Raw genomic sequence first — 14565 nt, 5'->3', positions numbered from 1 at the left:
GTGTATTAGTTGTACTGAGTTTTGACGCATATGTAAGCGACTGTATTCATGCGTAAATTATTTATGGCGGTAGATTATTGACGGATTACAGCGTGATTGATTTTTTTGCAATTGTTATGGAATCGCCGATACTTATAATAAATAAATCTATCACTTTCGGAGGTTTTCGTGCGTAATGTCTCGCCTCTGCGCAGGAAGAAAACCAGCCCAAAGAGAAGGGCTGGCGGATTTAAAGTTGTTATTGCGGGATAAGTCCATACGGGAGGGATGTGAAAACGCTAGGTTGGCCCTTCACTGTTGGAGCCTCATTGACCTTCTGCCAATCAAGCAACATGATCGCTAGGACGTTCCGATGTTCCCCGTATGTGATATCGAAATCTCCAGTGACTGAAGGAATCATCCCTTTCTCACTATCTATCGCTTTTTGGATAGCGTAGCGAGTTTTTTCTACGACCGGATCATCTTCGAGTCCGGCGAGTAGAAACGTGATACCGACTTCCGCGATGACGTCTTCTTTCGCTCGAATGAGAATGGTATCGATGTTTTGGCGGAAATAGTCATAAATCCACTGATGCTGCTTTTCACTTACCAAATGTTGATAGTATTCAGAGTCGCCAAAAATAATATGGGTCATACCATAGAGTTTGTTTCCGTACTGCTGGTTGGACAGTTTTTTGTCTTCTACCTCTGGATAGGCTTGCTTAAATGCGGTTGTAAAACTATCGACGACATCTTGCTCACCTAGCTGCCTTAGCCAGTAGACCTGATTGGCTAGCTGTGCGGCCCAAGCCTTAATCATCTCTTGGTCTGTTGCATACTTGCTAAAGTCATAGCGGCGGATAATTGAACGAAGCATATCGTCTTGTTTGTGTTTTAGACCATACTCGTTGGCGCGTGCCATCGAACCCAGTAAATCAACACCAAGGTAGAGATATTCAGGCATGTGTTTTGTGACGTTATAACGCCTCATGCTTCTTTCATCCGTCTCATCAGTGTAGCCAGAAAGGCGCTTTTCAGAGTAAAGTAAGATTTGTTCTGGGGTATGAACTTCTGCTGCGAAACGATTAAGTCGACTTGCGACACGAGCCATATCACTCCAAACCGCGGCCGAATATTTGTCATCGAGCGTTTGACGGTACATCCTTAAGCCGTAGTGCCCTTCTTTAAAGGCTGGGAGGGTATAGAGCTGACTTTCATACGTATTGCGAATAAGATCTGCGGATGCTTCAAAGCTCGCTGTGTTTGCCGATGCGGTCGGTGTATGTATGAGGATTGCACTAAGGCACAAGCCAATCAGCTTTTTATGCATGGTATAACCTATAAAAAATGGTGTTAGGGTATGGTGGCATAATACCAGTCATTGTGGCTAATGGGTTATCTGCTCTGGTTGCATCTAATCCAGAATTTGATTTTTCAGGATGGGATCTTATCGCATCGAGCATTATACGTAAGAGCGACCATGTTCAATTGCTAGGGCTTGCGCCGAATGATGTCGTTAAATTCGTTTATCCGTTGGAAGGAAACGAAGCGGTTTTAGGATTGAATTATCAAACCATTCCCAATCAATGGCGTTCCGTAAAAAAAGCCCAGAAAATCCAAGACATCTTTATCTCTGGCCCCGTCAATTTGGTACAGGGTGGTAAAGCTCTGATCGCACGTGTACCGATTTTTTCCGATCCTCCTTACAACACAAACTACTGGGGTGTGTGCAGTATGGTGATTTCCTTGGACTCACTCTTTTCAGAAGCAGGTGTTGCCTCGTTTGAGCATCGTTACAATCTAGCGATGCGTGGTGTCGATAGCTCAGGATCGGAAGGTGAGGTGTTTTATGGTTTTCAAACGACGTTTGATCAAGCATTCGCCTCAGAGTCTGTGCATTTTCCATACGGTAGCTGGCAGATCGCTGCATCGACGAAAAGTGACTTGCTAAGTGGAGCTAAGTGGTACCGAGTACACGTGGTTAGACTGCTTGGCTATCCGATGATAATTATGCTTATCTTGGCCTTTATTGCTACCTATCGGCTCTATATTGCGGCGAATGATCGTGTCCTGCGTGATGAACTGACACAGCTACCCAATCGTCGCTACTTTATGTATACCTTTGGTGAGCATTTTAACGCGGTGAAAAAGAATGGGGGCGGTGACTCTTTTGCCATTCTTAATATCGATTTAGATAAGTTCAAAGCGATTAACGATACGTTTGGCCATGCGGCAGGGGACAAGGTACTTGTTGCAACTGCCGAGAGGCTGAAAAGCGTGCTCAGAGCCTCAGACATTGTTGCTCGTATGGGCGGCGACGAGTTTCTGGTGTTGCTGCCGAGAGTCGCAAGCACAGAGGATATTGACGTAATCAATATCGAGCTGCAAAAAGCCGTCTGCCATACACCTGTTATCTATGAACAGCATTTAATTAATCTACGAGTGAGTGTTGGATATGCTATCTATGACCCTGAATTTGAAGACATAGAAGAGATGTTTAAACTCGCGGATTCTAGGATGTACGAAGAAAAACGCAGGCAGATATAAAGAGTTCTCACAAAAAGAGATTATACCGCTGCAATGCTGGTAAACCCATGCTATAGAAATAGTAAAGGAGCATTACAGGTATATGAGTATGAAGGACTTGTCTCAGTGGTTAAATGAGTATGGTGAAAGCCATCAGAATCCGATCAACCAAAAAATTCATAAGGTTGCGGTTCCCGGTATTTTTCTTTCTGTTGTTGGATTGATTTGGTCTATTCCACCCATTCAACTATTTGGTATGACACTTAACTGGGTGTGGCTTGCTGCATTGCCTGTCATGGTGTTTTATTTCAGGTTATCGTTAAGTGTATTCATAATGATGCTCGGTTTTACCCTAGCTTGTATTTCGTTGATTTGGTCATTAGAAGTGTTACAGCTCTCGGTGTTGTTTGTCTCTTTAGTGCTGTTTGCGGTTCTGTGGCTTTTTCAATTTATCGGCCATAAGATCGAGGGTAAGAAACCCTCATTCTTCGAAGACGTTCAGTTTTTGCTTATCGGCCCGGTGTGGGTGTTTAGAAAACACTGAGATCTGATCGATATCCCTATCTATTCACTTGCCCATTACATGTGGGCAAGTTCGCATTTATTCTTTTCATTATTCATTTCTCCTCATTGTTGTTAACAATTGTGACCATAGTCATGGTAAACGGTTGCTTGTTACCGGTAACATTAGTAAAAGTTACCGGTAACATAAAAATTACATCCGGTAGTAAACCAAAAGTCATATAGGCTTGCCTGGACAACTGAAACAAATAAAGGATACCCCTCATTATGAAAGCAATGACGAAAACTCTGCTTGCCACTGCCATTACCGGTCTATTCTCTGTCTCTGCATTCGCGGCAGATTTTAACCTTAAGATTCAGTCGTCAGATCCTTCTGGTGACCTGAACTACAAGGTTCAACAGAATTGGGCGGAACGTGTAGAAAAAATGTCTAACGGCCGTATTGAAATTGATTTGCTGCCAGTAGGTTCAGTGGTAAAGCACACTGAGACTTTAGGTGCTATCAAAATGGGTATCCTTGATGGCCAAGTGACTGCGACTGGCTATTTTTCTGGTAAAGATCCAGCATTTGGTTTGATTGGTAACATGGTTGGTGCGTGGTCTGATACGACTCAGTTGCTTCAATACATGAACTACGGTGGTGGTAACGAGCTAATGACAGAGCTTTACGCTCCGTATGGTGTTAAGTTTGTTGGTGCATCGACCACAGGCGTAGAATCTTTTATCTCTAAGAAGCCAATTGATGGTGTTGATGATCTGAAAGGTCTCAAGCTACGTGCTCCGGAAGGACTTGTGCAGCAGGTATTTGCCGCAGCAGGCGCGACTCCGGTAAACCTACCTGGATCGGAAGTATTTACCGGACTAAGCAAGGGCGTTATTGATGCCGCGGACTACACGGTATTTTCAACGAACCAGAAAGCGGGTATGAATGATATCGCAACGCATCCTGTTCAACCTGGCTTCCACTCATTGCCACTGATTGATATCTCTATCTCACAAAAGAAATGGGACAAGATGCCAGCGGATCTACAAACTATCTTACAAACATCAGTGCGTGATTTCTCTTACGACATGACAACGCAACTGAAAATGGCAGACCAGATTGCGGTTAAAGAAGCGCAGGCAAATCCAAATATTACGATCCACAACTGGTCTGACGAAGAGCGTAAGAAATTCCGTGAGATCGCTAAGACTCAATGGAAAGTATTTGCTGAACGTTCACCGAATGCACAGAAGGTATATGACTCAGTGACGTCTTTCTTAGAGTCTAATGGCCTACTGTAATCATCAGTTTTAAAGCTAACCTTCCTGTTTAGCTTCTCTCTGGAGGGCTTGTGCCCTCCAATTTTTTGGAACATTTGTTATGACTGATAAAACGCCGCATACACCACCTCAAGCGGAAGAGCAGCCGCGAAATATACTTGATCGCGCCATTATAAAAATCAGTAATCTGCTCAGTTGGTTCTTTATCGCCACCGTTCTGATCTCCTTCTATGAAGTGGTCATGCGCTATGCGTTTGATGCTCCAACTACTTGGGTTCACGAAACCGCCTCTTTTATCGGTGGGTCACTCTTTATCGTTGGAGGTATTTATGCCTTTGCTGCTAACAAACATGTACGAGTCGTATTGATCTATGATGCGGTGTCATCGCGTACGCGAAAATACCTCAATATTGTCCATCATGTTGTTGGGTTAGCGTTTGCAGGAATGCTTGCCTACGCGGCATATTCACTAGCCAATGAAGCCTGGTTTACTCCATGGGGCGAACTGCGGTTAGAAACATCGGGTTCTGTCTTGAACGCCCCTTATCCCGCGTTACTTAAAGGCATCATCTTTGTTGTCTTATGTATTCTTGTTGTCCAGTTTGTATTGCACCTGATCCAAGAAATCATGGGGCTAAGGAACAATGATAATGGTTGATTTATCTTCGATAGGCATTGCTTGGGGCAGTGCTCTAATGCTGGCAATGATGATTGGCTTACTGCTGACAGGAATGCAGTTGGCTTTTGTTACTGGCTTTGTTGCCATCTTTTTCACTCTGTTTTGGTTTGGTCCTGACGCCTTGCCTCTGATTGCAAGCCGTACGTACAGTTTCGCATCTGGATATGTATTTCTTGCAGTGCCGATGTTCGTATTGATGGCTGCACTACTGGATCGATCAGGTATTGCAAAAGATCTGTTTGATGCAATGAAATCGGTGGGTCGTAAGGTCAGGGGTGGTGTCGCCGTACAGACGCTTATGGTTGCGGTACTTTTGGCATCGATGTCTGGTGTGATTGGTGGTGAGACCGTGTTACTGGGCATCCTAGCTTTACCTCAAATGCTGCGTCTAGGTTATGACCGTAAATTAGCCATAGGAACGACTTGTGCTGGTGGCGCTCTTGGTACCATGCTTCCGCCTAGCATTGTATTGATTATCTACGGTATGACAGCAAGCGTATCGATTGGCGACCTGTTTAAAGCTTCGTTTCTTCCTGCGTTTATTCTCGCTGGTTGCTACATCGCATATGTACTCATTCGTTGTAAGATCAATCCTGCTTTAGCGCCTATCCCAAGCGATAGTGATGAAACAGAGGAACCACAGGTCAGCTACTTCAAAGCGTTGTTCTTCCCGTTACTGTCGGTAGCCGTAGTATTGGGTAGTATCTACACGGGTGTCGCTTCGGTTACAGAAGCTTCGGCTCTGGGCGTCGTTGGTATCATGATCTCAGCGATTATCCGTGGTGAAATGAATTACACCATGTTGAAGGAAAGCGCGATTGCGACGATGAGAACCTGCGGGATGATCATGTGGATAGGCATTGGCGCCAGCGCACTTGTCGGTATCTACAACCTGATGGGCGGCATCAACTTTGTTGAAGAAGTGATTCTAAGCCTAAGTGGTGGTAGCGCAATTGGTACGCTTCTGATCATGATGGTGATTCTGCTCGTACTCGGCATGTTCCTTGACTGGGTTGGCGTAGCGTTGCTGACAATGCCTATTTTTGTGCCGATTATTACCGGTTTAGGTTTTGATCCAGTTTGGTTTGGTGTGGTGTTCTGTCTCAACATGCAGGTTTCATTTTTGTCACCACCGTTTGGTCCCGCGGCGTTTTATCTAAAATCTGTTGCGCCTAAAGACATTAGTCTTGGTGAAATATTCAGTTCGCTATTGCCATTTATCGGCCTTCAGATCTTGGTGTTAGGACTTGTGATTGTCTTCCCTGAATTAGCGATGTGGTGGAAATAGCCACTAAACGGTATAGAAATTTAGAACTTCACAGCCTTCGGTAAGTTAAGAAGGCTAAGGCTAGTATTGTCCGATGAAAGCAAAAAAAATCTTAGTAATGGGCGTGTCGGGTTGCGGCAAAAGCCTGATTGGCAGCGAGTTAGCCAAATCGTTACAGTTACCTTTTTACGATGGCGATGATTTTCATCCTCAGGCTAACGTGGAAAAAATGCGTCAGGGTATTCCCCTTGATGATGAAGACCGTATCGGCTGGCTTCACACTCTGAATAAACTGTACCGCGACAATGAATGTGCCGTTGTGGCTTGCTCCGCGTTAAAACCAGAGTATCGCGATATTTTACGTAGTGAGAACTCATCACTTGTGATTGTCTATCTGAAAGGAGACTTTGACACCATATGGGCTCGCCACAAAAATCGCGCTAACCACTACTTCAATGGTGAGGCCATGTTGCGCAGCCAGTTTGATACTTTGGTTGAGCCGACTAATGATGAAGCGCTGCATATCGATATTTCTCAATCAGTAGAGCAAGTCGTACAACAAGCATTAAACGCAATTGAGGCGAAAACGGTATGAGCAACGCAAATATCGCAATGATCGGATTAGGAGTGATGGGCAAAAGCCTTGCCTTAAACCTTATCGACCATGGTTTTTCAGTGGTTGGATTTGATATCGATCCGACAAATCAAGCTAGGGCAAAAAGTGAAGCAGAGCGATTGTCACAGCAACCCAAAAAGGGTCGTTATTTGGCCGCTATGGACTTAGGTGAGCTACTGGCCAATCTCGCATCCCCTCGCGTTATTGCACTGTCTGTTCCAGCCGGTTCCATCGTCGATTCGGTGATTGTGGATTTGTTAAACGCAGGATTAAGCCGCGAAGATATTGTTGTCGATACAGGCAACAGCTTATGGACGGACAGCGAACGTCGTGAGGTTGAGTATCAAGGTAAGCTACGCTTTTTCAGTACCGCAGTGTCTGGCGGTGAGATTGGCGCCAGATTTGGTCCCTCATTAATGGCGAGTGGGGACGAGGAAGCATGGTTGCAAATCGAACTGATGTGGCAAGCGATAGCAGCGAAAGTGGATAGCAATGGCATCCCTGTGGGTCAATTTGAAGCTGGAGAGCCTTGCGCGGCTTATCTTGGCCGAGCGGGCGCGGGTCATTATGTGAAAATGGTTCACAATGGCATTGAATATGCGGATATGCAGTTAATCTGCGAAGCGTACCACTTTATGTCTAGTGTGCTGTCCATGTCCGCGCAACAGATTGGTCAAGTCTTTGCTCAGTGGAATCAAGGCGTTCTTAATAGCTACCTGATGGAAATCAGTGCGGACATACTGCAAACTCTTGACCCCGTCACCGGAAAGCCTTTTGTTGAAATTGTCTTAGATAAGGCGGGCCAGAAAGGGACGGGTTTATGGACGGCGGTCAACTCTCTTCAACATGGTGCGCCAGCACCTACGATCGCGCAAGCCGTTTTCGCCCGAGCTCAAAGCAGCCAGAAATCGATGCGTACGAAGGCGGCAAATTGTTTGAGTTCGGATATTGAGCCTGTCGTGGGGCTAGAACAGCAACAGACCATCAGTGAATTGCATGATGCTGTATATTGCGCCAAGTTGACCGTTTACGCGCAAGGGTTTGATTTGCTAAAAGTGACCTCCGATAGGGAAGGGTGGCAGCTCGACTTTGCCAATATTGCCAAAATCTGGCGTGCAGGATGTATCATTCGAGCTGTCTTTCTGCAACACATCACGCAGGCTTATAGGGCTACGCCTGATTTGGACAATCTTCTTTTCGCGGAGCACTTTGCCACTGAGCTTAAATCCCGTTCTTATGGTTGGAGATCAAGCATTGCTAAGTCGGCGATGACGGGTGTCCCGATGGCGGGGATAAGTTCTGCATTAAGTTATTTTGATGCTTTACGTTGCGATGTTCTACCGGCCAATTTACTCCAGGCACAACGCGACTATTTTGGAGCGCACAGTTACTCGCGTATAGATGAAGATGAGGCGGCGAAGTACCATTTGAACTGGCATTTAGAGCCAAGAAATCAAGTTAGGGTATGAAATAAGAGCGTTCACCAAATTGTGAACGCTTTTTTGTTACCTGTAACAATAAAATAATATCCGATGAAAGGTACTATGTTACCAGTAACACAAACAGGAAAATGCATAGAAACTCAGTTATGGCTAATAAGAAGAAAAGACCGACCTTACAAGATATCGCAGATCGAGTAGGGGTAACTAAAATGACAGTCAGCCGCTGTCTACGCGACCCATCACAGGTTTCCGAAGCTATAAAAGATAAAATAAATCAGGCGGTTGAAGAGCTGGGCTATATTCCCAATCGAGCACCAGACATTCTTTCAAACGCTAAGTCCAATGCCATCGGTGTGTTGGTTCCATCTTTAACGAACCAAGTCTTTGCCGAAGTGATAAGAGGTATTGAGTCGGTAACAACTCCTGCTGGTTATCAGACCATGATTGCTCACTATGGATATAGCACGGATTTAGAAGAGCGAAGCATCGAATCTCTGCTGTCATACAACGTTGACGCCATTATTTTGTCTGAAAATGTGCATACCGAGAAAGCACGAAAGATGCTGCAAACGGCCTCTATCCCAATCATTGAAATCATGGACAGCTATTCTCCACGTATTGAACAGGCGGTTGGATTTGATAACGCTCAGGCATCCAAATCAATGACAGAAGCGATTCTGGCCAAAGGTAGGAAGCACATCGCCTATTTTGCTGCTCGTATGGATGAGCGTACGCGTTTGAAAATGGATGGCTATCATCAGGCGATGTCTGAGGCGGGCTTGGAAACCGTTAGCTTGCAGACGGAAGATGCATCCTCTTTTACTCTGGGGGCGAAGCTTCTTGGAGAGTTGGTAGAGCAGTACCCACAAGTCGATGGGATTGTCTGTACGAATGATGATTTAGCGATTGGTGCACTATACGAATGTCAGAGGCGCGGTATTCTCGTTCCACAACAGATGGCGATTGCGGGTTTCCACGGTCATGATATCAGTCAAGCGATGATACCTAAGCTCGCGACAGTGATAACGCCACGTGAACAAATCGGTCATGTCGCTGCGACGCAAATCATTGAGAGATTGAAAGGCAAAGAACAATGGCAGGAGAGCATTGATCTTGGTTACCGGATAGAACTTGGTGAAAGCATATAATTGCAAAATGCAAATGTTAGATTTTGCATTTTGCTCATAATTGCATCTTGAAAATCTATTATGCGCTTAGTTTTTATGAATTAGGTTAAGAATTAAGCAAAAACAAGCAAATATTGGCTTAGTGAAAGTTGGCACGCTTTCTGCTTTATGTAGTTTGACCCTTCTTAAGCCGAGGGTCACCTAGCCAACTGACGTTGTTAGTGAACCTATCTTGTTCACACTTATATATAGCCAATCACCCATATTGTGATTGGCTTTTTTTCTTTTTGAACGCCGTAAATCGAAACTATTCAGCCTCTTGGCACCCACTGTAGCAACTCGGTTTTCTAGGGCACACTGCGCCTCTTGAACAGATCACTCGCGCGTCCGACTCAATACCTCTTTCGATCCAGTTAATATTGAGAATCTTTGCGATAGTCGTAAATTCCTTTCGTATATGGCGTGGTATCGCAGCGCTTCCCCCGTTTCCGACACATAGAGCTTTAAGCTCTTCGGCAATCTCAAGTGAGTTTCCTCCCTGCGCATCAATCGCAGGATTGAGATCGATACCGGCACAAAGCACGCGGTTGTTGCCTGCGGGATCGGTCATATTTACCGACTCACAACAGTAAATTCTTGGCTCGTCACCGACATTCAGAATTGAGATCTGAGCAGAGCTTCCCTGTTGTGGTTCTGATAATTTCCTAAACACCGCCCAGTGCTGACATGGATCGTTAACTTTGCGCATGTTCCCCCAAGGAAGAGGGATCCCGTTGCCTCGGTAGACTGCTTTAAGCTTATTTTGACCATAGGCATCAAAATAGTGCCAGTGAGGGTAAGGAGAAACGACGGTCATTCGTCTCATCGCAACGGAAGGGGAAACGCCCGCTTTTAAGTGTACGTCGATTTCGTACCCGCTGCGGTCCAGTAACTGCCTAAATGGAACCTTAGGGCACAGTAGTGCGCCGGCGAAGAAGCTTGACTCAAAGTCTCGCCAAGCTTGCAAAATGTCCTGTGAGTTAAGTTCAGACGTTGTACTTGATTGGTTGCTCTCTTCCCAACTATTGGCATGGCCAACAGAGAGTACGCTCTTGAGTCCCTCTTTGCTGTGTAAAACACAGTGCCCAATATAAACGGCGAGGTCGTACTTAAGGCGAGTAGGGTACAGCTTTAAAATTTCATTGAGGAAGATGGTACCTGGTGGTTCAAAGAACGAGGTAACCACTTGTTTAGCGCTGACACCCAGCTCGTCAACGACGTCTTGTGGTGGTCGTGAAATCCAGCGGATAGTCAACCCAAGGCTACGAGCGATATCCATGAGATCTTCGGCAGAGAGGTTAAGTCGTTTCAGGCCCACTTCCTCTGCTGCTCTTTCAAGATCAGGGAAATGGTTCTGATTGCTCTCTTGGTGTGCCCGAATCAGTAAATGCGCAAACTGGCGGCCAGTAATACCAGTTTGTGAAAGCATCTCAGGGATAGCTATCTGTAAAATATCGTTTGAAAACAGGAAGCTTGGCTCGAGTGCCATACCGCTGATCCCACCTCGGTTTCCTTTGTCTGGTGTGATATCCGCTTGTTCGGGTTCATCGTCAAGAAACCAAGTCGGATCTTTTTGAAAAACTTCGGCGATCACTTCCAACATATCGATACTAGGGACCCGTTTTCCACGTTCGATCATCGATAAGTAAGAAACCGATGGCGCATACTCGGGATTAACCCTTATGCAACGAGCAGAGAGATCTTCCATAGTTAAGTGGTTGCGTTTCCTAAGATTTCTTATCTTAGTACCTAGAAAATGAGACTGGCGGATCAAGCTTTTTGACACTGGCATTTTGTAAAATTCACACTGTAAAATTTTTGTTGTGAAATTGTAGTAAAAAATTCACTAGTATAGAAAGTAAGCAAAGTCACAAATTCACATATAAACAGAATGGGATTTGAAATATTTGCGCAAGGACAAATAAGTTGTGAAATATCCGCGAGGGAAACACTATGAACATGCTGACAATCGATAAGACTGAAATCCAAGAACAAAATATGCCATTTATCGCTGAAGCAGTCTTCGCGGTAGAGACGATAGACGCTAGCCAAGCAATGGAAAAACAACAAAACGCTAAGCAGTTGCTTGACCGTTTGTTCCCACTAGAGAACGGTTCACATAAAGACGTAACAGCTTACGTAATCGACTACCGTCATGTAATGGCGTACTTCAAAGACGGCAGCCACAGCGGTCTAAAACACTCTAAGCACTTTGTGGCTTACACTGGTGAAAAAGAAGACCCAGCATCAATCCTGTTTAGAGATGGCACAGGTAGCCACGTAGAAGTAACTTTTGGCAATCATAAAGGCACAGGCTGCGTAGAGCTTATCGATATTGAAGATATCCAGCTTGAGACTTGCACCATGTTTCCTACGGCTATGACTGAGATTGCAGCTATGCGCCACTGGATCAGCGTGGTTAAAGGCGACGAAAAAGGTAAACCTAGTGCATGTACTGAGCAGAAAGAGTACACAGCAAAAAATGGTGACGATTACCAACTAGAGCGTTGCTACACAATGACTCGATAACCACAAGCATTACAACGAAAAAAGGATACCTTTCGGTATCCTTTTTTTGTGTTTATCTTGGCGTTAAAAATGAAGTTGTATAACGGATGTTACAACCGCACCTGGGCGACGAACACCTTCAATTTCAACTTTAATTTCACGCTCGATTTCTAACCCTTTACGGATAGGCGTTACTTTAGACAACGTACTAACCGCACGTACGCGGTTATCCGATTTCACCGGGTATGGGAAACGAACCTGATTAAGACCGATGTTGACGACCATCTTAGCCGTTGGGAACAAGTTGTTCTCTGGATCGACACTATCAGTCAACTTAGGCAATAAAGCCAGAGTAAGGAAACCGTGCGCAATTGTAGTCTTGAACGGTGACTCCGTAGCAGCACGTTCTGGATCGGTATGGATCCACTGCATATCTTCGGTCACTTGACCAAACTGGTTAATTCTCTCTTGCGAGATATCCAGCCAGTCGCCAGTATGAATAACTTCACCAATCTTAGACTGTAACTCAAGGTACACTTTTTGAGCTTCGGGCTTTAACTCGATTGTTTGTGGAGTCTGAGTAGTTGGCGTTTCTAGCGGATGGCGTAACTCGTCGTTAACTGCGGGAATGTGAAAATCACGCAGACGAGTAAACAGGTGGCGGTTATGAGCCTTATTAACAATTTCACCCCAGTATTCACGTACAGTAGGAGACATCCACTGCATAAACTCAGAATGCTGCTTAGAAATTGATTCACCACGATGTTTAAATAAGTCAGCGACTTTCATAAAAACCTCAGAAATAGATCATGTTACTCGGTTAATTCCGTAATTTTGAAACAGTTCACACTATTGTGCAACGACTTTCGGGCGTACAGTTGTTGTCTGAAAGTGGTATTTTTTATTTAAAACATTAACTTATAAATAAAACACTATTTTATTGCAAAACTAACAATAGAGCTTTTATCCCATCGATTCCGCCCTTTGGGCTGGCTTTCTGTTGAACACGCCTTCAAAAACTGTTTAGTTTCTCAGCAGTTAAACCATAGTGAGTGAATTAATACTTTACAAGTAGCAGGGCTATACCTAATATACGCCACGCAACGGAGAGATGGCTGAGTGGTTGAAAGCACCGGTCTTGAAAACCGGCATACGTTAATAGCGTATCTAGGGTTCAAATCCCTATCTCTCCGCCAAACACATGAAGAAAGACGTCTTAGGACGTCTTTTTTTATGCCTAAGTTACCGTATTACGTGGTTTGGCTGTCGCTTAACGGCTGATAGCACAGCGACATAACGTGGTGGTAAAGGTACACCCTTGGGTACATTGTCCGTATGTTCAATTTAACGGTGTACCATCATGGCAAAACAAGTTAAACCCCTTACTGAAACCCAACTTAAAAGCGCAAAGCCTAAAAATAAAGAATACATCCTTTCTGATGGAAATGGCCTTCGTCTTAGAGTGAAACCGAACGGCACTAAAACTTGGCTGTTCAACTATACCCACCCTGTACTCTCTAAGCGTGTTAACCTCACGCTTGGCACCTATCCAATGACCTCTCTTAAAGCGGTGCGAGAAAAAACTCGTGAAGCTCGTGGTCTTATCGAGCAAGGTATCGATCCTAAAACTTACCGTGACAAACAGGTACTAAAAGAGAAAATGCGTCTCAATATGACGTTGAAAAATATCACCTTAGAATGGCTTGATGTAAAAAAGAGCAGCGTCACTGAAGATCATGCTGATGATATTTATCGATCTCTTGAGTTACACCTTTTGCCTACACTTGGTGAAGTGCCTATCTCTGAACTCTCCCCACAACTAATGATTCAAGCGCTCAAGCCTCTAGAAAAACAAGGGAAGCTTGAGGTGCTACGCCGAGTATGCCAACGCATAAACGAAATCATGAAGTTTGCTCGCAATAATGGCTATATTGAGGTGAATTGTTTAACTGATATCAAAGAGGCTTTTAAAAAGCCAAATGCTGAAAATATGAAGACACTGCCACCAGAAGCATTACCGGAGTTAATGTCAGCTTTATCAAGGGCTCGTATCTTTAGCACGACTCGCTGTTTGATCTTATGGCAGCTCCACACCATGGTTCGCCCTTCTGAAGCAGCAGGAGCAAGATGGGATGAAATTGACTGGGCTAAAAAGCTATGGCGTATCCCTGCACAAAGAATGAAAAAGAAACGCGAGCATTGCGTTCCTTTATCAACGCAAGTGTTAGCTTTACTCAATGAAATGAAAGCAATCAGCGGATATGGTGTCAGTGAATTTATCTTTGCTTCCCATAAAGATGAATCACGCCCATGCTGTAATGCTAGCGTGAACATGGCTCTTAAGCGTATGGGATTCAAAGGCCGATTGGTATCTCATGGTTTACGCTCATTGGCGAGCACTACCCTCAATGAACAACCTCAGTTTACGGGCGATCTAGTCGAAGCAGCTTTAGCGCATGCAGATAAGGATAAAGTGAGGGCGGCGTACAATCGTAGTCAATACGTAGAGCAACGACGAGAAATGATGCAGTGGTGGAGCGATCATATCGACAGAGCAGCCAATAGGTTTTGTATTTTGCTTACTTAACAAAACCATG

12 protein-coding genes, 1 tRNA gene and 1 pseudogene are annotated in these 14565 nt (G+C 44.7%); 11 read left to right on the top strand and 3 right to left on the bottom strand.

The annotated features are described in order from the left end of the window. Positions 1–238: 238 nt before the first annotated feature. Positions 239–1309, bottom strand: a complete 1071-nt coding sequence (locus QTN94_RS07510) for a DUF3541 domain-containing protein (RefSeq protein WP_331417998.1) — start codon at positions 1307–1309, stop codon at positions 239–241. Between the two features lie 47 nt (positions 1310–1356). On the opposite strand from QTN94_RS07510, the pseudogene QTN94_RS07505 reads away from it, so the two are divergent. From QTN94_RS07505 to gntR, 8 genes and pseudogenes are all read left to right on the top strand, one after another. Beyond that, positions 1357–2526: pseudogene (locus QTN94_RS07505) on the top strand (diguanylate cyclase); the annotation flags it as partial. An 88-nt stretch (positions 2527–2614) separates the two neighbouring features. Then, a complete protein-coding gene (locus QTN94_RS07500) occupies positions 2615–3049 on the top strand; it encodes an Mpo1 family 2-hydroxy fatty acid dioxygenase (RefSeq protein ID WP_331417999.1) in 435 nt (144 codons plus the stop codon). 245 nt (positions 3050–3294) lie between these two features. Then, the gene (locus tag QTN94_RS07495) at positions 3295–4311 is read left to right on the top strand and encodes a TRAP transporter substrate-binding protein (protein ID WP_331417989.1); all 1017 of its coding nucleotides are present in this window, start codon (positions 3295–3297) and stop codon (positions 4309–4311) included. Between the two features lie 79 nt (positions 4312–4390). After that, the gene (locus QTN94_RS07490; protein ID WP_331427332.1) at positions 4391–4948 is read left to right on the top strand and encodes a TRAP transporter small permease subunit; all 558 of its coding nucleotides are present in this window, start codon (positions 4391–4393) and stop codon (positions 4946–4948) included. After that, positions 4941–6257: a TRAP transporter large permease gene (locus QTN94_RS07485; protein WP_331427331.1), complete on the top strand. Its 1317-nt coding sequence runs from the start codon at positions 4941–4943 to the stop codon at positions 6255–6257. The genes QTN94_RS07490 and QTN94_RS07485 overlap by 8 nt, the downstream gene beginning before the upstream one ends. A 73-nt stretch (positions 6258–6330) precedes the next feature. Further along, on the top strand, positions 6331–6831 hold the full coding sequence (locus tag QTN94_RS07480) for a gluconokinase (protein ID WP_331417991.1): 501 nt from the start codon (positions 6331–6333) through the stop codon (positions 6829–6831). Then, on the top strand, positions 6828–8321 hold the full coding sequence (gndA, locus tag QTN94_RS07475) for an NADP-dependent phosphogluconate dehydrogenase (RefSeq protein ID WP_331427330.1): 1494 nt from the start codon (positions 6828–6830) through the stop codon (positions 8319–8321). The genes QTN94_RS07480 and gndA overlap by 4 nt, the downstream gene beginning before the upstream one ends. Before the next feature lie 119 nt (positions 8322–8440). Continuing rightward, positions 8441–9442, top strand: coding sequence for a gluconate operon transcriptional repressor GntR (gene gntR / locus QTN94_RS07470; protein WP_331427329.1), 1002 nt, complete (start codon positions 8441–8443; stop codon positions 9440–9442). Between the two features lie 286 nt (positions 9443–9728). Here gntR and QTN94_RS07465 read toward each other — a convergent pair whose 3' ends face one another. Continuing rightward, positions 9729–11252 (bottom strand): DUF3612 domain-containing protein, encoded by a 1524-nt coding sequence (locus QTN94_RS07465; RefSeq protein ID WP_138972715.1) that lies wholly within the window; start codon positions 11250–11252, stop codon positions 9729–9731. Between the two features lie 161 nt (positions 11253–11413). Here QTN94_RS07465 and QTN94_RS07460 point away from each other — a divergent pair, with 161 nt between their 5' ends. After that, positions 11414–11989, top strand: coding sequence for a hypothetical protein (locus QTN94_RS07460; RefSeq protein ID WP_138972716.1), 576 nt, complete (start codon positions 11414–11416; stop codon positions 11987–11989). A gap of 63 nt (positions 11990–12052) precedes the next feature. On the opposite strand, the gene QTN94_RS07455 is transcribed toward QTN94_RS07460, so the two are convergent. Further along, entirely contained in the window at positions 12053–12757 is a 705-nt protein-coding gene (locus QTN94_RS07455; RefSeq protein ID WP_138972717.1) for a MaoC family dehydratase, read from the bottom strand. Between the two features lie 316 nt (positions 12758–13073). Here QTN94_RS07455 and QTN94_RS07450 point away from each other — a divergent pair. Beyond that, positions 13074–13164 (top strand) — tRNA-Ser (locus tag QTN94_RS07450). A 164-nt stretch (positions 13165–13328) separates the two neighbouring features. Continuing rightward, positions 13329–14555, top strand: coding sequence for an integrase domain-containing protein (locus QTN94_RS07445; protein WP_331427328.1), 1227 nt, complete (start codon positions 13329–13331; stop codon positions 14553–14555). Positions 14556–14565: the final 10 nt, after the last annotated feature.

The organism is Vibrio sp. M250220, assembly GCF_036533795.1.
Lineage (GTDB): Bacteria > Pseudomonadota > Gammaproteobacteria > Enterobacterales > Vibrionaceae > Vibrio.
The sequence above is the reverse complement of the archived record's forward strand: the minus strand, read 5'-3'. Positions and strand labels throughout refer to the sequence as shown.